Here is a 26,583-nt window from a genome sequence, read left to right on the forward strand (position 1 = left end):
GGAGCATCATGACCTCTTTTCCACAGACCGATGTGCTGATCGTCGGCGGTGGCCCCATCGGCATGGCCATGGCCCTCGAACTCCGCTCGCGCGGTGTCGACTTCGTACTGATCGAGGCAGGCGACGGAGAGGTCTCGCATCCAAAGGTCAGCAGTATCGGCCCGCGCTCGATGGAGCTGTTCAGGCGTTGGGGCATGGCCACCCGGATTCGCGAGTCCGGGTGGCCGGGAGATCACACGCTGGACTGTGTCTGGGTCACCCGTGTCGGCGGCCACGAGTTGTTCCGGCTGCCGCGGCACACCATGGACACGCGTCCGCAGTACCGGCACACCCCGGAGCCGGACGCGGTCTGCCCCCAGCACTGGCTGGCGCCCCTGCTCTCTGCCGAGCTGGGCGTTCACCCCGACGGTCCGGTCCGGATGCGAACGAGGCTGGAGCGCTTCGACCAGGACGAGGACGGGGTGACCGCGACGGTCACCGACCTGGCCACCGGCGAAAGCGCGCGCCTTCGCGCGAAGTACCTCATCGCCTGCGACGGCACCTCGTCGCCCATCCGCAAGAGCTGTGGCATCGACGCTCCGGCACGCCATGAGACGCAGGTGTTTCGCAACATCCTCTTCCACGCGCCGCGACTGCAGGCGGAGTTGGGCGAGAGCAGCGCGCAGTTCTACTACTTGATGATCTCCTCCTCACTGCGGTTCCCGCTGCGCGCGCTGGACGGCAAGGGGCTCTACCGGATGACCGTCGGGCTCCAGGGCGACCCCGACTCGTTGGCCGAGCCGGAAGCCTTGGTGCGCAAGGCGATCGCCGTGGACACTCCGGTACGCGTGCTGTCGGACAACAAGTGGCATCTCGTGCATCGAGTGGCGGACACCTTCCGGCACGGCCGGGTGTTCCTCGTGGGCGACTCGGCACACTCGCTCTCCCCCTCGGGCGGCTTCGGTATGAACACCGGCATCTGCGGCGCGGCCGACCTGGGATGGAAGCTCGCGGCTCAGCTCGCCGGGTGGGCCGGTGCCAGGCTGCTGGACACCTACACGAGCGAGCGGCGGCCGGTCGCTCTGGAGGGCCTGGAGGAGGCCAACCGCAATCTGGTGCGCGCCATGAGCCGGCAGGTGCCCGGTGAACTCCATGACGACACACCCGCCGGCGAAGAAGCCCGGCGAAAGATCAGCGAGCAGGTCGCTCGCAGCGGGGCCGCCAAGGAGTTCGACGCACCGGAGATCCATCTGGGCTTCACCTACGCCGACTCGCCCGTCGTGGTGCCCGACCCGACGGTGTCGGCGGAGCAGCGGCTGAACCGGCGGCCGAACACCCGGCCGGGCTCACGCGCACCGCACGCCTGGGTCAAGCCCGGCATGTCCACTCTGGACCTCTTCGGGGACGGGTTCGTGCTGGTGAACTGCACGGGTTCCGGCGACGCCACGGCCTTTGAGCGCGCCTTCGCCGAGCGCGGCGTACCGCTGTCCGTCGTCGCGTGCGACGTGCCCGAGGTCGTCGAGGCGTACGAGCGGCGATTCGTACTGGTCCGGCCGGACGGGCATGTGGCCTGGCGCGGCCACGAACTGCCCGACTCCCCTGGCCTGCTCGCCGATCGGGTGCGCGGCGCCGCCCCCGCTCTCTGAAGGAACCGAGGACCGCTCATGACGTACACAGCCTCCGGCGTGACACTGCCCCCCTTCGACCTGAAGGGCTGGACCGCCGAGCAGGTGGCCGACCCCTACCCGATCTTCCGGCGCTACCGTGAGGCCTCTCCGGTGCACCGCGGGGCCGCGGGCGCGGCCGGGCCCGAGACCTTCTACGTGTTCGGCCATGACGAGGTGGCCGCCGTTCTGTCCAGTCAGGCGTACGGGCGCAGCGCGCGCGTGGCCAACGAGGGCCGGGCACGGCCGCCCGAGCTGGTTCCCTCGGGACATGTCGCTCTGCGCACCATGGTGGAGAACTGGCTGGTGTTCCTCGACCCGCCCCGCCACACCGAGCTGCGTTCGGTCCTGAACCGTGAGTTCTCCCCCAATGTGGTGTCGCGACTGCGCGGCCGGATCGCCGCTCTGGCCACCACGCTGCTCGACACCGTCGCGGAGTCAAGGGAGTTCGACCTGGTCGAGTCCTTTTCGGCGCCGCTGCCGATTCTGGTCATCTCCGAGTTGTTGGGGGTGCCGGCCGAGCACTGGGACTGGCTGCGGAGTCAGGCGGTGGCCTTGCAGGAGGCCAGCAGCAGTCGCGCCGCCGTACGCAAGGACGCCCACCAGGTCGCTGACGCCGCGGCGCGGGAACTCGGCGCGTACTTCGCGGAGTTGGCGACGCGTCGACGGACGGAGCCCGGCGACGACCTGGTGTCGTTACTGGTGACGTCGGAGGCAGGCGCCGGGTCGCTGACCGAGGAAGAGATCGTGTCGACCTGCGTGCACCTGATGACAGCGGGCCATGAGACCACCACGAACGTCCTGAGCAAGTCCTTGCTGGCACTGGCCGTGCGGCCGGTCTCCTTGGCTCGGCTGCGGGCCGCGGGACAGATCCCGGCCACGGCGGTGGAGGAGCTGGTCCGCTTCGACTCACCGGTTCAGTCGGTCAGCCGGTGGGCCTACCGGGACGAGCGGCTGGCCGGGCACGACATACCGCGTGGCAGCAAGATCGTCGCCATGCTCGGCGCGGCCAACCGGGATCCGGGCCGCTTCGACGACCCGGACGCCCTGGTGCTGGACCGGCCCTTGGGCCGCAACGTCGGTTTCGGCCTGGGCATTCACTACTGCCTGGGCGCGACCCTGGCGCGGGCCGAGATCGAGATCGGACTCGGGGCCCTCCTCCGCTCCCTGGGGGATTTCGCCGTCACCGGTGTGGACTATCCCGACGACATGGTCTTCCACGGTCCGTCGCGGCTCACGCTGCGTCGGAGCTGACGCTCGACGTCCGCGCCCGCACCAGCACGTCGTCGAGGTGACTGTGCAGCCGCTGGATGGCGTCCTGATCGCCCGCGTCGGCGACGGCCGCGATATGGCCGTCGGGGCGGATCAGTACGGCCCTGGCGCCGTCCACGCGGTAGGCCCGGTAGGCCGCCGTCTCGCTCGGCGGGATCGTATGGGTGGCCACCGGAGCCGCGTACCGGCCGACGAGCCTCGCGGCCAGTTCCGCCACGTCCGCGGACGCGGAGGAGTGCTCCCGGTTGTCGAACAGCAGGATGTGATAGCCGCTGCCATGGCCCAGGTCGAGCACGCTGGACGCGCCTTCGCCCGTCTTGGCCATGGGTGCGTAGGGCGCGCGGTCGCCGGGTCGTGGCCCGCTCTTGCCGGAGTGTGCCGCCGACACCGCGCGGCTGCCCCGGTAGTTCACCCACAGCTGGGAGAACAGATGGAAGAACATGCGCCGGACCGGGGCGAGGCGGCTGACCACTCCCACGATCCTGGTCGCCACGTGCGTGCGCATCCATACGGCGACGGCGTTGTTGCCGGTTTCCAGTTTGAAGCCGAGATCGGTGCGCTTGAGTACCGTCCTGGCGATCGGGCGCCGCTCGGATTCGTACGTCTCCAGCAGCCACGCGGGGCTTTCGTTGTTGACCACTTGCGCGAGTTTCCACGCGATGTTCACCGCGTCGCCGATGCCCAGGTTCAGGCCCTGGCCGCCGGCCGGGTTGTGGATGTGCGCGGCGTCGCCGATCAGGAAGGAATTGCCGACGCGGAACTTCGCGGCGATGCGGCTGTGGAAGCGGAACATCGACGCCCATTCGATCTTCTGAAGGCGGGCGTCGACGCGGAAATAGGACTCGAACCAGCGTTGCAGGTCGCCGTGGTCCAAAGCCGCATAGGCCTGGTGCGAGGCTTCTCCGTTGTCCGTGGGCGCCCGGTGGAGGTCGGGCGGCACCACACCGAAGAGGCGGCAGCGGCCACTGGCGAGCGGCAGGATGCCGACGAAGCCGCCCCGGGTGAGGTTCAGCCGCATCCCCTTGACTCCGAGGTCCACGTCGAGGGTCACATCTGCCAGCATGCCGCTCTGCGCGTACGTCTCGCCGTCGAAGTCCTGGCCGAGGAAGCGGCGTACGGTGCTGCTCGCGCCGTCCGCGCCGACCAGCCAGCGCGCGCTGATGGTCGACGACACCTCGCCCTTCCGCACCCGGACCCGTACGGCGTCTCCGGTGTCGACCAGTTCGTCCACGGTGGACTGCCACTCCACGTCCACGGCATGCTCGGCCAGCGCGGCGACCAGCAGCCGTTCGGTCTCGGACTGCTCCAGGGCCAGGGCGAAGGGGAACCGCGTACGGTCCGCGGTGCCCTCGCCGGCCAAGGGCATCTTCCCGGCGTGGCGGCCGTTCTCGTGGATGGCCACGTGAGTGATCCGCAGCCCACGGGCCACGGCTTCGTCGGCGACTCCGAGTTGATCCAGGTGTTCGAGAGTGCGCGCGTGCACGATGGCGGCGCGTGCCTGTTCCACCGGGCCGGGCTTGCTGTCGACGATCCGTACCCGGACCCCCTTCTGCGCCATGAGTAACGCGGCGGTCAGTCCGCTCGGACCTGCTCCTACCACGAGGACCTCGCAATCGTGTGGATCGCGCATGAAGCCTCCTGCCTGGCGTGAGTACTAGAGGACGGGCCTGATTCGCCCCGATGCGCCGAGTATCGCGACCCTGCGGATGCGCGCACATCGTGCACGGGGAACGCCGACGCATGGTTTCTGGCCGCTGTACTCGGGACTGATTCGTCCCACGTGCAAGATCACACCCGCGAGGCGGGCGGCACCCCACGCGAGTTCGCAGGTTCTTGTGGCCGTCGCTCAACACGCGCGGTCCGTGCAGAAGGATCGGTTCCGGACCGGTTGCCCGCGTGGCAGCCACCGCGATTCGACCACCGCGATTCGACCACTGTGATTCGACCCCGCCGAGAAATGCCGAGGACGCGTTTATGACCGAAGCTGCGCAGCCCGTGGCGACCGATCCAGAACCCTACTTCGACGAACTCGCCGACCTGTACGAAAGGTTCACGAGCGTCCGCGACGCCGCTACCAGCCCCATTCGCTCCTGGCTGGTCGAGCATCTTGTTCCTGGCAAGCGAGCCATCGACATCGGCTGCGGTGGCGGCAACAACTGCTTGATGCTGGCCGACCGCTACGACGAGGTCGTCGGGGTGGACATCTCGCAGCGCATGCTCGACATAGCCGCGACCAAGCCGTCCCGTGTTCCGGTGCGCTACGAGTGCCGCGGCGCCCTGGATCTCAGCCCGGACACGGACGGCACCTTCGACCTGGTGATGTCGGTCAACGCCGTCTTCCACATCGGTCCGGCCGACACCGTACTGAAGCGACTGCGTGAACTGGTTGCCCCCGGTGGGAGGTTGCTGATCATCGATGTCACCCAGCCGGATGCAGCGGGTGCGCAGCCCAGTGAGCAGAGCGCCTACGCCTTCGAAACAGCGAAGATCGTCTATGAGATATCCGGCGATGTGGAGGCCGCCGCCGACTCGATGCGGATGATGCTGCACCCGCGCTGGCTGGAGATGAGCGCACAGCACGCGCCGCTGACGGATACGGAGTTCACTCGCGCCTACACGGCGGCGTTGCCCGGAGTCCAGATCACCAAAGACCTGGTTCCCACCATGAGCGCCGCTCTCTGGAACGCGCCGTGAGCGTCTTCGACCTTCCGAGGCTGCATTTCGCCGGGCTCGCTGTCACCAGGCTGCCGACGGGGCCCCGTGACGGCCTGCTGGACCTGACGACCAATCAAGTGCTCACGGACGACGGGCCGTTCCCTCCGGAGCGGCCGGTGCAGGAGTACTACGACTTCCTGCACAACCGGGGCGAGCGTTACGAGCCCGACGGCGAGATCACTCCGCAGGGCCGGTTCGGGACCACCAAGGGCTGGAACTTCGGCGGCAACGGGCACTTCTGGATCGACGCGAAGGTGGTCGGCCACGAAGGCGAGGCCGGACGCGTCGAGACGACGGACCCGCTGGTCGGACGCCAGCTGGACCTGTGGGGCCACTACTGCGAATACACCGCGGGCACCGCCAACCGCGCACGCGTCTTCGATGTGGATCCCTCGTCGAACTGGACCACCACCGTCATGGTGGGCCATCTCGCACTGGGTCGATCGGGCCGCTCCCACGAGGTCGGCTATCTGATGACCGGCGACGTCAACGGCATGTGCCCACCGCGCTGGCAGAACTCCGCACACATCCTCGACGTCGGAGAGCATCCGCTGTCCGCGCAGTTCCGCCGCTCCGTGGTGCACCAGTTCGTGGTGGACGCGCAGGAGGGCCTCTACTGGCTGGACGGAGCGGAAGCCTCCCCCGCGCTGACCGCCCTGCGCGCGCTCATGGACAGCGGCGCGGCCGACGGCCTCGTGGTGCAGATGGCCCTGTTCAACATGGCCACCCCCACAGCCAATGACGAGCCCGACGTGTGGAACCTGCGCGGCACGATCGCCCCGTGGCACAGCCAGGAGCTGCGCACCTACCCCGCCGGCCGGCTGCTCACCGGGCGCAGGCGCCGCTCGGCCGGCCGGTCGGCCCCGCTGCACAACCTGACCGTTCGAGTCGACGACACTCATGTGACGGCCAACCTGATCACCGCTCTGCCCGTGGAACACCGTGCGCCCCGGAGCGGTCCCGGCCCCGCCCACCGTCTCGGAGCCTTCGCCGACCTCGGAGACCTGGAACTGCGCACCGCCTCCGGCACGTTGCTGGCGACCATCCCCGGCAGTGCCTACCTCGACGGGAACTACTCCCTGACCAGCGGCGTGCTCACCGTGCCCCGCGTGGACGGCGGCACCGGCAATCCGAGCGAGGCACTGCGCGTGACCTCCACGGAGGGCACCACACTCCTCGACGAGGAGGAGACGGTCGTCCAGTCGGACGAGGCGTGTCTGTTCCTGGAGCACCCCAACGCGCGGACCGGCGAGGACTTCGCCGTGGAGATTCCGCTGCGCTCGTATGTGCGCGGCGAGCCCGCCAGGGTGGACGCCATCCAGGTCCGGCAGTTCTTCAACCCGCGTGGCCTGCCGCTGGACGAGGCCGCCCGGTCCCCCGACGCCCGTCCGGACGACGTCCACATCGTGTCCTTCCTGCGGCCCGGCAGGCAGGACTGCGCCACCCGATGCGTCACCTCGACCGACGAGCACGGCCACGGCAAGGTCACCGTCAAGGGAGCGCGCGGCGGCGCCACCAGGGTGCTGCTGCTGCCCGAGGGCGAGCAGTTGCCGGCGGACCCCGACCTGCCCGGGTCGGCGGCACCGGCCTACGACAACGACGACGAGCTGGGGTACTGGTCGGGGGTGGGGTCACTCGCCATCCGGGTGCTGCCCGACCACTGGTATCTCGACGAGTTGCCGGACAGCGAGATCACGTTCCAGACGGTCTACAACGAACTGCTCGCCTACTACGAACTGAAGTACTCGTTCATGCGCTCGGAAGTGCTGAGTCTGGCCGACGAGTTCAAGGTCGAGCCCTACGCGCGGCTGATCTGGCACGTCAGCGACTCCAAGCACAAGGACAAGACCTTCTACATGCCGCCCACGCGCGATATGAGCGCACCTCAGACCAGGCTGCTGTTGCGGTACCTGCTGGCCGACGAGGCAAAGCGGCAGACACCGCCGAGGCTGGTGCCGCACGAACCCAAGTCCGGCCTGATCACCACCCGGGACGAGCTCCTGGACGCGCTGCACCATGCGGCACGCATCGAGCTGGCCACCATGATCCAGTACCTGTACGCGGCCTACTCCATCCCCATCCATGGTGCCGCCCGGCACTACGTGGCCAGCGGCGAATGGACCGAGGAGCAGCTCCAAATCGCCTGCGGCGAGGGCACCCACACCCTGCGAGGCGGCATCCGGGGCAGTCTGATGAACGTGGCCAGGGAGGAGATGATGCACTTCCTGGCGATCAACAACATCATCATGGCCATGGGCAGGCCGTTCTTCGTGCCACCGCTGGACTTCGGTGAGTTCAACCGGCAGACCTCCGTACCGCTGGAGTTCTCGCTGGAGCCCTTCAGCCTTGCCAGTGTGCAGCGGTTCGTGGCGCTGGAGCAGCCGCACGATCTCGCGCCGGAGGTGGCGGGCAACGACCACGCGGCCCGCACACCCGACGGCGAGCCCTACCCGTACAGCTCGCTGAGCGAGTTGTACGCGGCGATCCGCGAGGGCATCCCGCGGGTGCCCGGGGCGTTCCTCGTCAAGAAGGGACGGGGTGGCGGAGCGCACCATCTGTTCATGCGTGAGTCCGTCAACGCCGTGCATCCGGACTATCAGCTGGAAGTCGACGATGTCGCCAGCGCGGTATTCGCCATCGACTTCGTCACCGAGCACGGCGAGGGCGGCTCCATCCCCTCGGTGCTGCCCGAAGAGGAATCCCATTTCGACACGTTCCTGCGTATCTCCGAACTGCTGGTGAACGAACGGGCCTTGGGGCCGACAGGGCGGCGCATTCCCTGGAACCCGGCCTATCCGGTGGTGCGCAATCCCACGCTCGCATCCCACAGTCCGGGAAATACTCTCGTCACCCATGAACCCGCGCGGCTGGCCATGACGGTGTTCAACCGCTCGTACTTCATCGCCATGCAGCTGATGGTGCAGCACTTCGGCTACAGCCCGGACAAGAACCTGCGCCGGTCCCGGCTGATGAACTGGGCGTTGGACGTTATGACCGGAGTGCTGCGACCGGTCGGTGAACTGATCGTGACCCTGCCCGCGGGCCGCCCGGGCCGAACGGCCGGCCCCTCCTTCGAATTGGGCAAGGCACCCGAATACATCTCCCGGCCCGATGTGGCCACGGAGTGGATGGCACGCGAGTTGCACGAGATCGCCCAACTGGCCCGTAAGTGCACCGGCCTGACCCCGACCGTGGCGGATTTGCTCGCATTCATCGGCGACCAGCTCCGCGCGACAGACCCCCAGGATCTGTGATGGCTTCGGAAACACTGGACACAACGGTGTGCGTGGTCGGCGGCGGGCCCGCCGGCGCGATGCTGGGTCTGCTGCTCGCCCGCAGCGGGGTGGACGTGGTGGTCCTGGAGAAACACGCGGATTTCCACCGCGACTTCCGGGGCGACACGGTGCACCCGGCGACGCTTCAGATACTCGACGAGGTCGGCCTGGTGGAGAAGTTCCACGAGCTGCCGCATCAAAAGGTTTCCACGATCGGTGTGGTGCAGGACGGCAAACGCATCAACATCGCGGATTTCAGCAAGTTGAAGGTGCCCTACCCGTATATGGCGTTCGTGCCGCAGTGGGACTTCCTCGATCTCATCACCGCGGAGGCGGCAGCCCGTTACCCCTCTTTCCGGCTCCTCATGTGCTCCGAGGCGCTGGGCGTGATACGCGAGAACGGCAGGGTCGCCGGAGTCAGGGTGCGCCGGGAGGAAGGCGAGTTGGAGGTGCGCAGCACGTTGGTGGTGGCCGCCGACGGCAGGCACTCCGCCATCCGCGAGGACATCGGTGCGAAGCCGCGGTTGATCGGCGCCTCCCTCGATGTGATCTTCTTCCGGATCTCCCGCCGGGAAAGTGATCCGGACGAAGGCATTTGTGTCCGGATCGGCAATGGAAAGATCTTCGGGGCGACCGACCGCAGGACCTACTGGCAGATGTCCTATGAGACCGGCAAAGGCGGTCTGGAGGACATCCGCAGAAGAGGGCTTGCCGCCTTCCGCGCCGATCTCGCCGCGCTCGTACCGTTCCTGGCCGACCGCGTGCACGAGGTGGCTTCGATGGACGACCTGAGTCTGCTGGAGGCGCGGATCGACCGGCTGGAGCAGTGGCACGCTCCGGGCCTGCTGTTCATCGGCGACGCCGCACACGCGATGTCACCGGTCGCCGGATTCGGGGTGAACCTCGCCGTCCAGGACGCCGTGGCCACCTCCAACGCGCTGACCGGCGCCCTGCTGCACAGCCAAGGCACGGGTGCGGCCTTCGACGACACGCTCCTGGCCAAGGTGCGCCGACGTCGGCGGCTGACCACCGCGCTCTCCCAGGGACTGCAGCGCGGAACACAGAAGTTCGGCATCGACAGCGCCCTGAAGGGTTCGGGTCAGCCGCCGGCACCGAAGATCTTCGAGCGCTTCGGCCCCGCGCAGAAGCTGATGAGCCGTGTCATCGGACTCGGCTTTCGGCAGGAGCACGTCCGCACCCCGGAAGCCGACCGGCAGCGGCCGCCTTCCCCACCGTGGTCCGCGTTCACCCCGCAGGCCAAGCCCGATGAGGAGCACCAGTCATGACATCCGACGTCACCGCCGGGGAACCGTCCGAGGCCCAGCAGCAGGCCATGCAGAGCACCGCCCAGATGATGTCCATGATCACTGGGTACTGGGTCACCCAGATCCTGCGCACGGCGGCGGAGCTGGGCGTGGCCGACCATCTCGCTCAACGTCCGCTGACCGCCGCGGAGTTGGCCGAAATCGTGGGCAGCGATCCCGAGGCGACCTTCCGGTTCCTCCGGGCCTGCGCCGCACTCGGCCTGGCAACACCGGACGACGAGCTCCGTTTCACCAGCACGCCGCTACTGGACACGCTCCGCACGGGCGTGCCGCACTCGCTGCGCGACATCGCGCTGGTGCATGGCTCGCCGGGGCACTGGCTGCCCTGGGCGCATCTCCCGGAGGCTGTGCGCGCGGGAAAGCCACAGACCGAGATCGCGCTCGGCATGGACATCTGGGATCACTTCGCGGCCAACCCGACGGAGGGCGACCGCTTCTTCTCGTCGATGACGGAACTGACGGCCGGGTTGTCCACGGAGGTGGCTCAGCTGATCGACACCAGTGACGTCACGGTGGCGGTGGACGTCGGAGGCGCCAACGGCTCCTTGCTGCATGCCCTGATGGGCGCCGACGACGCGTTACGAGGGGTGGTTCTGGACCTGCCCGGCATCGAGGAGTCCGCCCGTGCCGAGGCGGAGAAGGTCGGTCTGAGTGACCGGATCACGGTGGTGGGCGGTTCCTTCTTCGACTCCGTACCGCAGGGCGATCTGCTGCTGCTCAAGGCCGTACTGCACAACTGGGACGACGAGGCCTGCGTGAACATCCTGCGCAAGTGCCGGGAAGCCCTCAATCCCGGTGGCCGGGTCGTCGTGGTGGAGATGCCGCTCGGCCCGGTCGGAGCGCCGGGGTTCGCTCCACTGCTGGACCTCAACATGCTGGCCGTGCTACCCGGCCGGGAACGCGAACTCAGCCACTACGAGGCCCTGTTCACCGCCGCCGGTCTGCGTGGCACGAAGGTGACGCCCACCAGTTCGCCGCAATGCCTGATCGAGGCCGTCGTCGGCCCGTGACGTCGGCAACCCGGTCTACCTACCAGCCCGTTCTGCTGCGCACCCGACGTCATGGGCCGAAGCGCGACGGGCGGAGAGACGGACTGTATGACGACGGACCAAACCATCTCGCTCCTCACAGGTCTCGCCATCATGGTGCTCCTGGCACGGCTGCTCGGTGCGCTGGCCCGACGCCTGGGCCAGCCCGCGGTGATCGGCGAAGTCCTCGCCGGTATCGCGCTGGGGCCGACCCTCTTGCACGGCGCGATCTCGGACGCTCTCTTCCCCGCCGCCACGCGCCCCCTGCTCAGTGCCCTGGCCGCGATCGGCGTCATCATCTTCATGTTCCTCGTCGGACTCGAGTGGGACGCGTCCTTGATTCAGGGGAGCGGTGCCATCGCCCCCAGCGTCTCGTTCGGCTCGATCCTGCTGCCCTTCGGCCTCGGCGCGGTGCTGGCCTTGTATCTCATGGACGACCACGGCACCGGCAACAAGACGGCGTTCATGCTCTTCATGGGCATCGCCATGTCGATCACCGCGTTCCCGGTGCTGGCCCGGATTCTCGCCGACCGGGGCATGACCCGTACTCCGCTGGGCGCGGTGGCGCTGGCCTGTGCGTCGATCGACGACGTCCTCGCCTGGTCCCTGCTCGCCGCGGTGGTGGCCCTCAACGATGCGGCGGGCCCCGACCAGTGGCGGATCCTGCTCGCCGTCCCGTACGTCCTCGGCATGCTGTTCGTCCTGCGTCCCGCATTACGGCGGATGGCGGACCGTCACGTATCGCTTCGGCTCACCCCGACCGTGTTCGCGTGCATTTTCGCCGGTCTGCTGCTGTCCGCCGCCGCCACCGAATGGCTGGGCCTGCACTACATCTTCGGTGCTTTCCTCTTCGGCGTCGTCCTGCCGCGCTCCGGCACCCAGCGGCTCCGCGGTGAAGTGCACGACCGCCTCGGCCAGATGAGCGGCACGCTGCTGTTGCCGGTGTTCTTCCTGGTCGCCGGTTTGCAGGTCAATCTGTCCGGACTCGACGCCCGCGGGCTCGGTGACCTGGGGCTCATTCTGCTGGCCGCGGTGAGCGGCAAGTTCATCGGCGCCTTCGCCGCCGCCCGGCTGAACCGGATGCCCGTCCGGCAGTCCGCCGCGCTGGCCACGCTGATGAACACGCGCGGTCTCACCGAACTCATCGTCCTGAACGTGGGTCTGCAACTGGGCTTCATCCAGCAGGAGCTCTATTCGCTCATGGTGGTCATGGCCGTGGTGACGACCGCGATGGCGGGTCCGCTGCTGACCTGGATACTGGGACGACCGACCGGCAACGACCCCACAGATCCGGACGCCGACGGTGCCAAGGACGCCACCGACACCGCCGAGGCCGCCAACGCCTCCGAACGTGTGGCAGGCCGTCACCCCAAGTAGAGGCGATCGCATCTCGGAAGTGCCTTGCGGGTAGCAAGGCACTTCTCCGTCGGCGCGGCGGCCCGGCAGACCACATGTGTGGTGCGTTCCGCTCCGCCGGCCGCCCAGGTCAGCGAGTGAAGGCTATGCGAGCCAGGTCCACCCGGGACTGAATCGTGAGCTTGCGATAGATCTGCCGCAGGTGAAAGCCCACGGTGTGCGGCGAGACGAACAGCTCGCTGGCGACCTGTCTGTTGGTCAGTCCCCGGGCCACCAGCAGCGCCACCTTTTCCTCGGTACGCGTCAGGCTGTCCCAGCCCGTCTGCGGCTGATGGGGCACATGCTTCCAGTGCCGCCGTCGTACACCCAGGCGCCGCAGCCGCTTGCGTACGCGTGCCTCGTCCCAGATCGCGCCCAGATCGCGGTAGGCCGTCATCGCGGTGTTGAGCGCCCTGATGGCCTCCTCCCGGTCGTCGGTGTGCAGGAGTACGCCCAGGTCCTCGGTCGCGGAGGCTGCCGCCCATGGGTCGCCATAGTGCTCGGCCACGCCCTCCAAGGACTTGATGTCGCCGGTGAGCAGTGCCCGGCTGTGGGCAGCGGCGGCGGTGACGGCGGGGTACGCGTGAGCGACCGAGCTGATCCTCGCGGCGGTGGAAGCGATCAGCGCGGCCGTCTCCTTGTCGTCCGCCGCCAACGCGGTACGCACGCACCACGCGGTGGCCGACGGGTCCTCCAGCAGCAGCTGAGGGAGCTTGTCCGGATCGTCGATGAAGGGGCGCAGCACCTCCAGTGCCTCCCGCTCCCTGCGTTGTGCGGCCCGCACCTGTGCGGTGACCAGGTAACACATCACCGACCACGGCTGCTCGTACTGAGCACGAGCGCTGTCCAGCTGGGCCAGCCCGTCGTCCGCCGTGGCCAGTTCACCGCGCCGAAGGGCGGCGGCCACCAGGACGCCGTACAGATGCGGCTCCCACAACGGCATCTGCACCTGTTGGGACGCCCGGATCCCGGCCTCGGCATCGGCCTCGGCCGTGGCCAGGTCGCCGCGGGCGAAGTGCACCCAGGCACTCAGCGCCAGCGGCAGTGCGGCGAGGACTCTGTTGTGCTCCGAGTCGATGGTGTGCTGGATGGTCGCCACCGTCGCCATGGCCTCGTCGAGTCTGCGGACCCTGGTCAGCATCCAGGCCTTGGTCCACAGCGGCCCGGCCTGCCAGAAGCTGGTCAGCGGAAGGTGCAGGGCGATGGCCTGGTTCAACGTGTCGAACGCGTCCTCGATGCGTCCCTCGCGCCACCGTGCCATCGCGCAGAGGTTCAGCGCTGCCGCGCGCGTGTCGTTGTTGTGGGTGCCCTCTGTGGTGATGACGTGTTCCGCGACTTTCGCGGCGGCGCTGATCTCGCCGGTGTGGGACAGCACGTCCAGTTGCAGCAGAACCGGTGAGGGTTCCCCCTCCTGCAAGGCCGCGGTGCTGCCCCAGAGTGCGGACGCGTCCTGCACGATCTCGGACGCGGTCCGGGCGTCTCCACGCAGCAGGAGCGCGGTTGCCAGCCAGGTGTACAGGGGACGGATGAACCCGTCCTCCGCGGAGTTCCGGCTGCAGGCCAGCACGGATTCGGCGACGTCGATCGCCTGTTGCAGGTTGCCGTGACGGAGCAGTCCGATCGTCGCGGTGATGGCCAGCCGGATGTGCTCAGGCCGTCCGCGATCGGCGGCCTCCAGGCCGCGCAGGGCCAGCGCCGCGGCATCCCCCGGGGAGGCCGGAAGCAGTTTCTCGGCTGCCGCGCGGATCGTGCTGACAGCCCGTGAGTCTCCGGCTTGTCTGCAGTGCACGAGGTGCAGAGCCGCGGCGTCGGTCGAACCACCCTTGCGGGCCAGGATCATGTCCGCCGCCTGCTGGTGCAGCAACGACCGCATCAGCGGTGGCACCGTGCCCACGACAGCGCGCCAGATCGGCTCGTTGCGGAAGGCGAACTCCTCGGCCCCGTACGTCAGCAGTCCGGCGTCAAGGGCTTCCTTGAGTGGGGTCAGGAGTGCGGCCGGGCTCTTGTCGAGCATCTCCGCCAGGTCGCACGGGGCGAAGGACGCACCGAGTACGGCTGCCACCTGAAGGCTCTGCTGGGTGCCCGGTGCCAGCCGCGCCAGGCGCTCGTGAACCAGCCGGAGGAAGGGGCGGGGCAGGTGCGCGTCCGGTTCGGAGGCGACGGCTGAGGCGATCCCCGAGGTCAGCGGCCCGTTCGCCAGACCCGCCGTGTCGTCGGTGATGCGCAGGCAGTTCTCCTCGACCAGCCCGCGCACCAGGTCCACCACCGTTTGCGGCGTGCCGCCCAGCCATTCCCCGAGGGCCCGTACGTCGTCGTCCGGTTTCGCGGTGAGCAGGTCGCCGATGAGCCCGGCGACCGCGTCGTCGTCGAGGGGCTCCAGCGCGGGCAGCCACACGGTGGTGCGGCTGCGGGCCAGCTCCTGCACCAGCATGTTGTTGGGGCAGTCCGCCTCCTGAGGCTGCAGCGCGAACACCCACAGCACGGGGAGGTCCCCCAACTTACGGACCAGGGCGCTGAGGGCGCGGAGCACCAGCAGGTCCACGCGGTGCGTGTCGTCCAGCACCACCAGAAGGGGGCCATGCCGTACGTGCCCGTGCAGGCGCGCCTCGATCTGTCCGGTCAGCCGGGTGAGCCTGTCCGCGTCCGGGGCACTGGCGCGGTTCTGCCGGTCGGCCGCGGAGGGCGCCGGTGTGATCGAGGTCGAGCCGTGAACCTGCCCCTGTCCGTCGACGAAGCGGTCCACTACCGCGAAACCCAGCCGTTTCGCGACGGTGGCGGTCTCCAACAGGAGCCGGGTCTTGCCGCTGCCGGCAGGTGACTGCAGCAGCATCAGAGTGCTTTGCCCGCTCTCATCGACGGCGCGTAACGCGGCTTCGATCCGCTCAAGGTGAATCTCGCGGCCGTATAATCGCGGGGTCACTGTCGGAGACGATCGAAAATCGGCTAACTTTTTCAGCCCGTCGGAAATCTTCCGTTTCATAGTCTATCCCTAACGCTGGCATGGGGAGAAGAGACAGGTGCCGTCATTGGGGCAGTTATGGATGTGGTGTCTACGAAGCACAACGGCCACCAACGCGGGGCAGCTCGCCGATGACGCCGATTCCTTTGGGCGCCATGAAATCGTCAGGGACTAACGCCTGTACCGCAGATGGCTGATGCGGGGGAGGTATCAGCTCGGGTGTACTGAGCGGGAGGACATCGGGGAGGGATTGATTTTCCTGAACCTTTAACAGCGGCAATGGGCCGAGAGGATTCTTCGGCGAGTTCCATTATGCAATTCCTTGGCGGCGGCTTGGCAGTCCACAAACTGGTCACCGGTTGGCCAGACTGTGCCCATCCTTTCCCGTGACGCCACGTCACACACACCGGACGAGGCCGTGGCGATCGCCGTAGAGCCACTCAGCGATCCGTCCCATGGCCTATACCCCAATGATGCGGACCCATACGAGTCAGTACAGGTTGGGTGGATGCGCCCCGAGTTCGCCGAAGACTCCGGTTTGTGGATGTGACCTGGGGTTTCCGGGTCGTCCAGTAGTCGCCGGCATCGTATTCGGCGAGTGGGACGTGGCCTATCTCACCGTTCAGACAGCGGAAGTTGCACCCATCGATCTTTCCGGCGGTGACCAACTCGACCTCGGCCAGGGCCTTTCAGGCCGCCGGGGCTTGAAAAGTTCGGTCTCCGGATCCTCGTGCACCGCGTGCCACGCGGTCACCTCAGAACGTGGTGAGGGCGATGACCTTGTTGTCATGCAGGAGGAAGATGCGGTTTCCGTCCGCGGTCAGGCGGTAATCGTCGGTTCTGGGGAATTCGTACCGCCATTTCCGACTCCCGTCGGACGCCTGCGCGGCGTCGATCTCCATGGGGTCGGTTTGCTTGATGGGCCTGTCGAACGTCCAGACCGCGTTCCCCTGTGGCAGAACCCGGCCCGCGTAGACGGCCGTCGTCGCGGAGGGATAGCCGGACCACGCCTGGCTGCCGTCGCGCCTGTCGAGGCGCACGGGGTAGAGGCCCTCCGTGGCGTAGAGCGCGCCCCCGGAGACCGTCGCCGGCCCCCACCACTCGCGATCGGTGCCTCCGTCGGGTCTCGCGCTCCAGATCCTCTCCCCGTCGCTGAGCCGCAGCGCGTCCAGGGTCCTGCCGTTGAGGTACACGGTGTCGCCTTGGACGGCCGGGCGGCGTGGATTCACCTCGTCGACGCGCTCGACCCGGCTCCAGGCCGTACGGCCGCTGCTCGTGTCCACCGCCAGGCAGTTGCCGTCGGATGTCGCCACGACCAGCCTGCCCCGGCCGGTGGCGCCGCGGGGGACCAGCTTCTCGCGGAAGTCGGCCGGGACCGTCACCGTCCACCGGACCTTCGCGTCCGAGCGGCCGACGCTGCGCAGCCGGTCGTCCTTCGTGACGAAGTACACCGCCTCCGTGTCGGCGGCGAGAAACAACGCCGCCTCGGCCCCCGGGCAGGTCCACTTGGGTTCACCGGTGGACGGGACGTACGTACGCAACGCGCCCTGGCTGTCCGTGCCCACGACCAGCCGGTCCGAGAGCGACAGATAGCCGCTCTTCGCCACGATGCGGGGCGCGTTCCAGCGTCGGGTGCCGTCCTTGACGTCAAAGGCCCCGAGGCCGCCGCTCGCGGCGCCGAACACGAGGACGTCGCGCACCGGCAGCAGATACGGCGAGTAGATGTCCGCCGCGTTCTCCAGTGTCCAGAGGGTGGTCGGCCGGCCCACGGAGCCGGACACCCGGTCGACTCCGCCGTCCAGTTTCGCCATGGGGGTGCGCACCGCCGACGGAACGGCGAACGGGTCGTTCGTCGCGTCGGCGCGCGTGCCGAGCCACCACGCCGTCGTGCCGCCCCCGGCGGCGACCACCACACCCGCGGTGGAGAGCCCGGTGAGCAGCCGCCGCCGCGTCAACGGCCGTCTCCCGCCCGTCAGTTGCGCGGTGACCTCGGTGGTGAGCCGGTGGGCGCCGGTCTCCCGCTCCCTGATCGCGTCGGCGAGCCGCCCCCGGCTCCAGACCCGGACGGCACGCCTGGACACGGCCGCGGCCCGCGCGATCTGGGCGGGTACGGGACGCGCCGCCGGATCCTTCGCCAGACAGGGCTCGATGAGATCCCTCAACTGCGGCTCGACGCCGTCCAGTTGTGGCTCCCCGTGGACGACCTCGTACTGCACCACGGCCACATGGGAACCCTCGAACGTACGCTTTCCGGTGGCCGCGTACGCGAGCACCGCGCCCAGCGAGAACACGTCCGCGGCCGGGGTGACGCGCCGTCCGAGCGCCTGCTCCGGTGCGCCGTAGCCCGGAGTGAAGAGCGCCTGGCCGGTGGTGGTGAGGGTCAGCCCGTGTTCGGGACGGGCGATGCCGAAGTCGATGACGCGTGGCCCGTCCGAGGTGAGCACGATGTTCGGCGGCTTGAGATCACGGTGGACGAAGCCCGCCGCGTGGATGTCGGCGAGGGTGTGGGCGAGGGACGCGGCCAGGGCGCGCAGCGCGGGCTCGGTGAGCGGGCCGTACGCCTCGACCGCCTCGTCCAGGGTGAGACCGGCCAGGAACTCGCTGGCGATCCACGGGCGGGTGCCCTCGGTCCGCGCCTCCAGTACGGCCGCGACTCCCCCGCTGCGCACGGCCTGTGCGGCCCGCGCCTCGCGCACGAAGCGCCTGCCGAGATCGATGTCGTGGGCGAGTTCGGGCCGCAGCACCTTGACCGCCGCCAGGGTGCCGTCGCCGCCCTGGCCGATGTAGACCTTGCCCATCCCGCCTTCGCCGAGGACGCCGAGGAGCCGGTAGGGGCCGAGGCGGACCGGGTCCCCGGTGCCGAGAGGGTTCATCGGAGGTGTCCTTATCCGGGAGGGCGAGGCGGTCACCTGAGCGGGTAGGCGGCCAGCTGGTCCTTGTCCACAGCGAGGATCAGCCGCGCCTGCGCGAACTCGTAGAACTGCGTACCTGTCGTTCTGTACGTGAGTACGGGCGCGTGGTCCGCCAGACTCACCGCCCGCAGTTGCAGCCCGTTCTTGTAGTACGCGTGGCGGGTGCCGAGGACCGGTCGCCAGATGGTGTAGGCCTCGTCCGCCTCGTTTGTCGTCTCGGTCCACAGGACCTTGCCCCGTTCCGCGTCGACGGCCGTGAGCCCGATGCCCGACCCGACGGTGTACAGCACACCCTTGCTCAGCGTCGGCGGGCCGTAGATCTGCCCGAGCTCGGTGGCCCACGCCTGTGTTCCGTCACTCAGTCTCCGTGCCTGGAGCTGGGAACCACCGAGGTAGAGGTACTTGTCGTCCATGGCCAACTCGCTCCGGAGCGCCTCGGGGACGTTGACGTTGTACGGCATGTCCCACAGGGCCTCTCCGCTGCGGGTGTCACGTACGACGACGTCCGTCTGCTGCTCGGCGAGCACCTGGAAGGTCACCAGGTGGTCGCCGACGGCCTTCGCGGCGGGGAAGTTGAGCCGTCGGCTGTCGCTTGCCCGCCGCGGCAGCGGCTGCGTCCAGCGCGTCTTTCCGGTCCTGAGGTCGGCGGCGCGCAGGGTCCAGGTCTGTGAGGGCAGAAAGCCGTCGTCCCGCGCGACCTCTCCGTAGCCCGCCGCCACGTACGCGACACCGTCGGAGATGCGCAGGAGCTGGTTCGCCTTGATGGGGAACGTGGCGTCCGCGAGGCTGGTCGAGGTCGGCCCCGCGCGGTCCTGGCCCTCGTTCCAGACATCGATCGACATCGACTCCCCCTTCGCGGCGAAGTCATGGTCGAGCAGGTACAACCGCCCGTCCCGCACCGCCGCCTGCCACCAGTTGACCGAGGTGCGCACCTCCCGCTGCACCCGCCCGGTGGTCGGATCGAGGCGTTTGGCGGTCGTGTTCAACGGTAGCCAGATCGATCCGTCGGCCTGGTGGGGCTCGACCAGACCCCAGCCCAGCACGTCGAGGTCGTCGCCGTCGTGCTGCCACAGCGGATCGAGGTTGCGTGTCTGCTGGGTGACCTCGCTGACCGTGGCGGTGGCACGCCCTCGCTGCCACCACATGCCACCCGCGGCCGCGGTCACCGCGAGGGCCCCGACCGCGGTCAGGAGCCCGCGCCGCGAGGGGCCCGGCCCGGGCAGTGCGGTGACCGCGGAGGCGCTCGCCTCGACCGCCGGTGCGGCCAGCCGTTCGGGCACGATCCGCCACACGTCGGCGGCTCGCCGCCCGATCTGCGCGAGCAGGGCGTCGGGCAGGTGCTCGGCGAACTCGCCCGTCCCGTCGTGCAGTTGGGCCGTCAGTTCCGCGAGGCCCGGCCGCTTCTCCGGCTCCTTGGCCAGGCACCGGGCGAGCACGGGCACGAGCGGGGCCGGTACGCCGCGGAGGTCCGCGTCCGCGTACCGCACCCGGTACAGCAGATCCGCCGGCTGCCCGTGCCCGAACGGCGGGCGTGCGGTGGCCGCGTACACGAGCACCCCGGCGAGCGCGAAGACGTCACCGGCCGCGTCGTGCGCCTTCCCGGTCGCCTGCTCCGGGGACATGAACGCCGGTGTGCCGACCGAGGCACCGGTACGGGTGAGCCGGTCGTCGCCGATGGCCCGCGCGATCCCGAAGTCGATGACCTTCGGGCCGTAGGCGGTGACGAGGATGTTGGACGGCTTGAGGTCGCGGTGCACGACGTCCGACCGGTGCAGCTGGTCGAGCGCCGAACACAGGGCGGCGCCCAGCGCCCGCACCGACCTCTCGGGCAGCGGTCCCCCGCTCCGCACGGCCTCGTCGAGGGCCGGCCCGAGCACGAACTCGGTTGCCATCCACGGCGTTTCACCGAGCGGATCGGCCTCCATGACCCGGGCTCCGAACCGGTCTCCGATGACCCGGGCCGCGTCCACTTCGAGCCGGAACCGGGTACGGGCCGCCGGATCGGTGGCGATCCCGGCGTGCATGGTCTTGAGCGCGACCGTCCGGCCACCGGCGGTACGCGCCATGTACACGGTGCCCATGCCGCCGCTCCCGAGCCGGGCGACGAGCCGGTACGGGCCGAGGGTTGTCGGGTCGTCATGGGTGAGAGGAGTCGGCATCGGGCTCTTGTCGTCCGGGGCTGTGGAGGACCGCGGCCGGATACGGCGTTCCCGGCCGTGCCTACGCTGGCAACTGCACCTCGGCCGCCAGCACGGAGGCCGACTGATGAGCGACGGCGGCGACGATCCGGGCGGGCAACCAGCCGACGCCGAGCAACGAGTCGGCCCGCGAGCCGACCCCCGCCCCCGCGGGAACGGCCGTGGGGACATCGGGCGCCAACAACGCGATGATGTCAGAGAGTTGCGGGCGATGGGCCGGTTCGCGGGCCAAACACCATGTCACGAGCGAGCGCAGCAGGGCCGGTATCTCCTCCCGCTCCGGCGTCGTGGAGCCCGTGGCGGCGTACGCGAGCGTCGCACCCAGCGCGTACACGTCGCCCAGCGGAGACGGCTGTCCACCGGCGGCCTGCTCGGGCGCGAGGCTCCCGGCGTCGAGCCCCGGCACGTCCTGACGTGGGGCGCCGTCCGGCGCGGCGGCCCGGACCGCCCCGAAACAGCCGAGCCGGGGGCCGTCGGCGGCGAGCAGCACGGCGGCCGGGCAGAGCCCCGCGTGCGTCAGCTCCTGCCCGTGCAGCACGGCGAGTGTCTCGGCCAGCGCCACGGCGAGCGCTCGTACCGTCCGCTCGGGCAGGGGACCGCCGTTCACGGCGAGGGCGACGGGGAGCGGCAGCGCGGGCACATAGGGCCCGGCATGCCACGCCTCGCCGCCAGGGGCGGCGACTTCGGTTGCCGGAAGCACCCAGGGACCGAGGAGAAAGCGCGAGGCGTCGGCCTCGCGCATGAAACGCCGCGGGTCGGCCTTCGGCAGGGGTGTGCTCAGCAGTACGGTGCGGTCGCCGTCGGCGCTGCGGGCGATGAAGCGGCGCTCCGGGACGGGTGTGGGCCCGGAGGCTGTGGACCCGGAGGCGTCGGCGTCGAGGCGGGTGACGACCGTGTAGGGGCCGATCCGCCGTGTCGTGGTCATACGTCGGCCGCCTTCGCCTTCCGGGTGAGTACCGCCCGACTTCCAAGTAAGTGCCGCCCGACGTGTACACGACGTGACCGGTGCCGGTCAACGCCGTACGGATGCCGTTGGCTTCCGACCGGCTCTCGCGGCACGGCCACACGTCACCGGAAGCGCTGTCCGATTCGTTCAAGACCCCCGTCCGCCGCCCTCCCTACGGTTGCCCCATGACTCCACGATTCGACCTCATCGGCCTCGTCGTCTCCGACATGGCCGCCTCCCTGACCTTCTACCGCCGCCTGGGGCTCGAGTTTCCCGAGGGCTCCGAGAAGCAGCCGCACGTCGAGGCGGCCCTGCCCGGCGGCCTGCGCTTCGCCCTCGACACGGAGGACACGATCCGCTCCTTCCACCCCGACTGGCAGCCGCCGACGGGCGCGGGGAGGGTCGGACTGGCCTTCGTGTGCGACAGCCCCGCGGATGTCGACGCCACGTACGAGGACCTGGTGGCCGCCGGCTACGACTCCGAACTCAAGCCCTGGAACGCCGACTGGGGCATGCGCTACGCGGTGGTGAGGGACCCGGACGGCAACGGCGTGGACCTGTTCGCACCGCTGGGCGGCACGACGTAGGAAACGGGTGGGCCCTCAACGCCGCAGCAACTCCCCCAGCGGCGCCCCCGCCAACTCCCGTACGTCACGCGCCAAGTGGGCCTGGTCGGCGAAGCCGGCCCGCGCGGCGGTGTCCGCCGGCGGCACCCCGTCCCGCGCCAGCCCCAGGGCCCGTTGCAGCCGAAGCACCCGAGCCAGCGTCTTCGGCCCGTAGCCGAAGGCGTCCCGGGCCCGCCGGTGCAGCTGCCGTTCGCTCCACCCCACCGCGTCCGCGACCGAGGCGACGGAGTGTCCCGCGGACAGGCCCGCCACAGCGCTCCGCACCCACGGGTCCGGCGGGTCGACGTCGCCCGCCCGCGCCAGGGCCACCGCCTCCAGCGCGGCGGCGGGATCGGTGGCCGCGTCGACCCGCTCGGTCAGCCGCCGGACGTCCTCCGCGCTCCACAGATCCGCGAGGTCGACCCGCTGGTCGCGCAGTTCGTGCGCCGGCACGCCCAGGTAGGCGGGCGCGGTCCCCGGGAAGAACCGGACGCCCGCGAACCGGGTAACGGCGGACGCGTCGCTCACGTACGCACGGGTGTCGGGCCCCGCGACGAAGAGCCGCCCCTCGGTCCACAGCAGGTCCATGCACCCGTCGGGCAGCACCGGCGCCGAGTCGCCCGGCACGGCGGTACGGGTCCACACGACCGCACCCGTGAGCCGCGACGCCCATTCCCTGTAACGGGTCGGCGACACGTCCTCCACGTACGACCCAGCAGATCCAACAGATCCAACAGATCCAACAGGCCCAGCAGGCCCAGCAGGCCCAGTCACGGACAAAACGCTACGCCGCCCTCGTCCGGTGTTCCTGCGGGCTGACCCCGTAGACCCGCTTGAAGGCGCTGGACAGGGCGAACGCGCTGCCGTAGCCGACCTGGCGGGCGATCGCCTCCAGGGTGTCCCCGGTGCCGCGCAGCCGGTCGGCGGCGAGGGCGAGGCGCCAGCCGGTCAGGTATGTCATCGGGGGCTCGCCCACGAGTTCGCTGAAGCGGCGGGCGAGCGCGGCCCGTGAGACGCCGGCCTTCGCGGCGAGGGAGGCGACCGTCCAGGGGTGCGCCGGATCGTCCTGGAGGAGCCGCAGGACCCGGCCCACGACGGGGTCGGCGAGCGCCAGGTACCAGGCGGGCGCCGCGGCCTCCGGGCGGGAGAACCAGGCCCGCAGCGCGGCGATGACCAGCAGGTCGAGCAGCCGGTCGAGGACGACCTCCTGGCCGGGTTCGTCGCGCACGATCTCTTCCATGATCAGTGGGGTCAGCGGGCACGCCCACACGTCGGAGGTCAGGGTCAGGAGCGGCGGCAGGGCGTCCAGCAGCCGGCCGCTGATCTCGCCGTTCATCGGGTAGGTCCCGATCAGCATCACCATCGAGCCGTCGAGCCGCGCTCCCCAGGTGCGGACGCCCAGGTCCATCCTGCCCCGCAGCGAGCGTCCGTCGGGGTACGTGCACACCTGGCCGGGCAGGATCACCGCCTGGGGCGCGGTCGACGGATCGTCGGCGCAGGTGTACGGGGCGGGGCCGCGCGCGATGGCGAGGTCGCCGGCCCGCAGCAGTGCCGGCTCCCCCTCCTCGGGCGTGATCCAGGCATGCCCGCGCACCAGGAGCATGACGGTGAGCGGGGCACGGTCCTCGATGCGGAGGGACCAGGGTGGCTCGAAACACGCTCGGATCATGAAGGCGCCACGCGCGCGTGGACCTTCCAGAAGGCCTGCGAGTGCGTCCATGACTTCAGCGTAGACGCGCCCTTATGGGAACGAGAGCTTCAGCGATGTCCCCTCGCGACGCGGCGCCGTTGACTGGGCTCATGACGGAAAACACGCGGAACGAGACGGTGTTGGTGACGGGGGCCTCGGGCAAGACGGGGCGCCGGGTGGCGGAGGCCGCGAAGGCCGCCGGGTTCGGTGTACGGGCCGCTTCGCGCGGTGGCGAGGTGCGTTTCGACTGGTTCGACCGCTCGACCTGGGACGGGGCGTTGCGGGGCGCGGACGCGGCGTATCTGGCGTACACGCCGGACGTCGGCGCGCCGGGTGCCGCGGAGAACATCGACGCCATCGCGCGGCGGGCCCAGGAGCTCGGCGTCCGTCGTCTGGTGATGCTGTCGGCGCGCGGTGAACGGCAGGCGGAGCCGACCGAGCGGGCGCTGCGCGAGTCGGGTGCCCAGTGGACGGTCGTGCGGGCCGACTGGTTCTTCCAGAACTTCAGCGAGGGCCTGCTGCTGGAGGACGTACGGAGCGGTGAGTTCGTGTTCCCGGCGGGTGAGGTGAAGGTGCCGTTCATCGACACGCGGGACCTCGCGGACGTCGTCGTGAAGGCGCTGACGGACTCCTCGTACGCGGGACGGACCCTGGAGATCACGGGGGCGCGGCTGCTGTCCTTCCGGGAGGCCATGGCGGAGATCTCCGCGGCGGCGGGCCGGGACATCCGCTATCTGCCGGTGCCGACGAAGGAGTACGGGGCGATCCTGGCCGGGTTCGGGCTGCCGCCCGAGGAGGTCGCGTTCATGGAGGAGGTATTCGACGGGCTGCTCGACGGCAGCAACGCGCAGTCGACTGAGACCGTCCAGCAGGTTCTGGGGCGCGCGCCGCGCGATTTCACGGACTTCGCGCGGGAGCTCGCGGCGACCGGCGTGTGGAAGGTCTGACGGCCACCGGCGTACCCCCGAAAGTTCAAGAAGCGCCCCCTGGCGCCCCCGTCGCGGTCACAGCGGCGGGGGCTCGTCGCCGTTCTTGGGGGTGGTCTTCGCGTGGGTGCGCAGCCGGGCGGTCACGTCCTCCGGGGGCAGGAAGCGGGACCAGCGCTCCGGGAACTCGGAGGGCATGTCCGGGTCGTCGGGGTCGTCGTCGAGGTGGGCCCGGACGGCGGCCGCGCGGGCCACGACGTCGGCGGCCTGTTCCGCGCGCAGTCGCTCGTTGACGGCGCGTGCGGCAGCGGTGGCGGCGGCCGGCCAGACCCGGTCGATGGCCGCGTTGACGGCGGCGCCCACCAGCACCGCGAAGGCGGAGACGCCGATCCACAGCAGTACGGCGACGGGGGCGGCCAGGGAGCCGTAGATGCTGGGGCCCTCGACCGTGTTGGTGAGGTAGATGCGCAGCAGGAAGCTGCCCAGGACCCACATGGCGAGGGCCACCAGGGCGCCCGGCACGTCCTCGACCCAGGGGGAGCGCACCGGTACCGACACGTGGTACAGCGTCGTCAGGAAGGCGATGGACAGCACCATGACGACAGGCCAGTAGAGCCCCTGTACGACGGTCGCCGACCAGGGAACGATGTCCACCACGGCGTCCGGGCCCGCGACCACCAGCGGCATCACGATGGAACCGATGAGCAGTGCCGCGAGGAACAGCGCGAAGGCCACGAGCCGGGTCTTGACGATGCCGCGCACCCCGTCGAGGCCGTACATCACGGTGATGGTGTCTATGAAGACGTTCACCGCGCGCGAGCCCGACCACAGGGCGAAGAGGAAGCCGAGGGAGATGACGTCCGGGCGTCCGCCCTCCATGACGTCGTGGAGGACGGGCTCGGCGATCTGTGTGACGCCCTTGTCGGTGAGGATCGTGCGGGACGCCTCCAGGAGGTTGCTCTCCAGGCTGGCGATGGTGTCGGCGCCGGTCCAGTCGTCGACGTAGACCAGCAGTCCGAGCATGCTGAGCAGCAGCGGCGGCACGGACAGCAGGGTGAAGAACGCCGCCTCCGCCGCGAGTCCGAGGATCCGGTACTCGATGCAGGAGTTGACGGTGTCCTTGAGCAGCAGCCAGGTGGTCCTGCGCTTGGAGACGTTCCGGTAGAGGGCTCGGGCCCGATGGAGACGGCCGGAGGTCCTCTGAGGGGGTTCACTTGCGGGCTGCACGCCCTAAAGGTATCCGCCGCGGGAGGTTGCACTCATCCCCCGGTCCATGGGCCTCGGCAGCCGTGACCGGCGGCGGCAAGCGTCCCTTCCGGTTCCGTCATGCGGGGGAAAAGCGGAAGCAACCCGACAGAAATCGTAAAGATAAATCGAACCCGTTTTCTGTCATGCACCCGTTGGCTGAATTCCCTACCTTCCGGAAGCGGAACAGGCAACGACACATACACCGCCCATAAGGTGAGTTCCCCGGTCGCGCGGACGGACGGCAGGATCCAGGAACGCAATCGACGGAGCGGTGAGCGGCGAGAAAGAGCCATTGGCCGAAACGCCCTTGACCCGTTCATGAGCACGCGGAAACAATTCGGATTGCATTCCGCTGGGCACGTGGGGACGGCTCAGTAGCACCACGACACGGGGGACTAAGAAAGGCCTGGACCAGGGCCTGACACAGCCGCGATACCCGTGATCCG

Annotated in this window: 17 protein-coding genes; 9 read left to right on the plus strand and 8 right to left on the minus strand. The window is 69.5% G+C overall.

The annotated features are described in order from the left end of the window. Positions 1 to 8 precede the first annotated feature (8 nt). Positions 9 to 1,625 (plus strand): FAD-dependent monooxygenase, encoded by a 1,617-nt coding sequence (locus tag OHA11_RS09295; RefSeq protein WP_266493973.1) that lies wholly within the window; start codon positions 9 to 11, stop codon positions 1,623 to 1,625. Positions 1,626 to 1,643: 18 nt separating this feature from the next. Further along, positions 1,644 to 2,897, plus strand: a complete 1,254-nt coding sequence (locus tag OHA11_RS09300) for a cytochrome P450 (protein ID WP_266493975.1) — start codon at positions 1,644 to 1,646, stop codon at positions 2,895 to 2,897. Here OHA11_RS09300 and OHA11_RS09305 read toward each other — a convergent pair. Continuing rightward, complete coding sequence (locus OHA11_RS09305) at positions 2,878 to 4,545, minus strand: FAD-dependent monooxygenase (protein ID WP_266493977.1); 1,668 nt, start codon at positions 4,543 to 4,545, stop codon at positions 2,878 to 2,880. The two genes, OHA11_RS09300 and OHA11_RS09305, sit on opposite strands and share 20 nt — an antisense overlap. Positions 4,546 to 4,889: 344 nt before the next feature. On the opposite strand from OHA11_RS09305, the gene OHA11_RS09310 reads away from it, so the two are divergent. The 5 genes from OHA11_RS09310 to OHA11_RS09330 all read left to right on the plus strand — a co-directional run bounded on the left by OHA11_RS09310 (position 4,890) and on the right by OHA11_RS09330 (position 12,635). Continuing rightward, positions 4,890 to 5,609: a bifunctional 2-polyprenyl-6-hydroxyphenol methylase/3-demethylubiquinol 3-O-methyltransferase UbiG gene (locus tag OHA11_RS09310; protein ID WP_266493980.1), complete on the plus strand. Its 720-nt coding sequence runs from the start codon at positions 4,890 to 4,892 to the stop codon at positions 5,607 to 5,609. Next, positions 5,606 to 8,884, plus strand: a complete 3,279-nt coding sequence (locus OHA11_RS09315) for a ferritin-like domain-containing protein (RefSeq protein ID WP_266493981.1) — start codon at positions 5,606 to 5,608, stop codon at positions 8,882 to 8,884. Before OHA11_RS09310 ends, OHA11_RS09315 begins: the two co-directional genes overlap by 4 nt. Continuing rightward, positions 8,884 to 10,191 (plus strand): FAD-dependent oxidoreductase, encoded by a 1,308-nt coding sequence (locus OHA11_RS09320; RefSeq protein ID WP_266493983.1) that lies wholly within the window; start codon positions 8,884 to 8,886, stop codon positions 10,189 to 10,191. The genes OHA11_RS09315 and OHA11_RS09320 overlap by 1 nt, the downstream gene beginning before the upstream one ends. Next, positions 10,188 to 11,240, plus strand: coding sequence for a methyltransferase (locus OHA11_RS09325; protein ID WP_266493984.1), 1,053 nt, complete (start codon positions 10,188 to 10,190; stop codon positions 11,238 to 11,240). Before OHA11_RS09320 ends, OHA11_RS09325 begins: the two co-directional genes overlap by 4 nt. 87 nt (positions 11,241 to 11,327) lie before the next feature. Next, complete coding sequence (locus tag OHA11_RS09330; protein ID WP_266493987.1) at positions 11,328 to 12,635, plus strand: cation:proton antiporter; 1,308 nt, start codon at positions 11,328 to 11,330, stop codon at positions 12,633 to 12,635. Between the two features lie 109 nt (positions 12,636 to 12,744). Here OHA11_RS09330 and OHA11_RS09335 read toward each other — a convergent pair whose 3' ends face one another. From OHA11_RS09335 to OHA11_RS09350, 4 genes are all read right to left on the minus strand, one after another. Then, positions 12,745 to 15,633 carry a LuxR C-terminal-related transcriptional regulator gene (locus OHA11_RS09335; protein WP_266493989.1) on the minus strand — a complete coding sequence of 963 codons (2,889 nt, stop codon included), beginning with the start codon at positions 15,631 to 15,633 and terminating at the stop codon, positions 12,745 to 12,747. A 734-nt stretch (positions 15,634 to 16,367) separates the two neighbouring features. After that, entirely contained in the window at positions 16,368 to 18,485 is a 2,118-nt protein-coding gene (locus tag OHA11_RS09340) for a serine/threonine-protein kinase (RefSeq protein WP_266493992.1), read from the minus strand. 32 nt (positions 18,486 to 18,517) lie between these two features. Beyond that, complete coding sequence (locus OHA11_RS09345; RefSeq protein WP_266493993.1) at positions 18,518 to 20,683, minus strand: protein kinase; 2,166 nt, start codon at positions 20,681 to 20,683, stop codon at positions 18,518 to 18,520. Between the two features lie 61 nt (positions 20,684 to 20,744). Continuing rightward, positions 20,745 to 21,647, minus strand: a complete 903-nt coding sequence (locus tag OHA11_RS09350) for a serine/threonine protein kinase (RefSeq protein WP_266493995.1) — start codon at positions 21,645 to 21,647, stop codon at positions 20,745 to 20,747. A 206-nt stretch (positions 21,648 to 21,853) separates the two neighbouring features. On the opposite strand from OHA11_RS09350, the gene OHA11_RS09355 reads away from it, so the two are divergent. Continuing rightward, positions 21,854 to 22,255: a VOC family protein gene (locus tag OHA11_RS09355; protein ID WP_266493996.1), complete on the plus strand. Its 402-nt coding sequence runs from the start codon at positions 21,854 to 21,856 to the stop codon at positions 22,253 to 22,255. A gap of 15 nt (positions 22,256 to 22,270) precedes the next feature. Here the strand turns inward: OHA11_RS09355 and OHA11_RS09360 are convergent, their stop codons facing one another. Both OHA11_RS09360 and OHA11_RS09365 read right to left on the minus strand, forming a co-directional pair. Continuing rightward, positions 22,271 to 22,918: a helix-turn-helix transcriptional regulator gene (locus OHA11_RS09360; protein WP_323186543.1), complete on the minus strand. Its 648-nt coding sequence runs from the start codon at positions 22,916 to 22,918 to the stop codon at positions 22,271 to 22,273. 139 nt (positions 22,919 to 23,057) lie between these two features. Then, the gene (locus OHA11_RS09365; protein ID WP_266493999.1) at positions 23,058 to 23,993 is read right to left on the minus strand and encodes an AraC family transcriptional regulator; all 936 of its coding nucleotides are present in this window, start codon (positions 23,991 to 23,993) and stop codon (positions 23,058 to 23,060) included. An 80-nt stretch (positions 23,994 to 24,073) separates the two neighbouring features. Between OHA11_RS09365 and OHA11_RS09370 the strand changes: the two genes are divergently transcribed. Then, entirely contained in the window at positions 24,074 to 24,910 is an 837-nt protein-coding gene (locus OHA11_RS09370) for an NAD(P)H-binding protein (RefSeq protein ID WP_266494000.1), read from the plus strand. A gap of 57 nt (positions 24,911 to 24,967) precedes the next feature. Here the strand turns inward: OHA11_RS09370 and OHA11_RS09375 are convergent, their stop codons facing one another. Continuing rightward, positions 24,968 to 26,116, minus strand: coding sequence for a YihY/virulence factor BrkB family protein (locus OHA11_RS09375; RefSeq protein WP_266494002.1), 1,149 nt, complete (start codon positions 26,114 to 26,116; stop codon positions 24,968 to 24,970). Between the last annotated feature and the right edge of the window lie 467 nt (positions 26,117 to 26,583).

Source organism: Streptomyces sp. NBC_00878, from assembly GCF_026341515.1.
Lineage (GTDB): Bacteria > Actinomycetota > Actinomycetes > Streptomycetales > Streptomycetaceae > Streptomyces.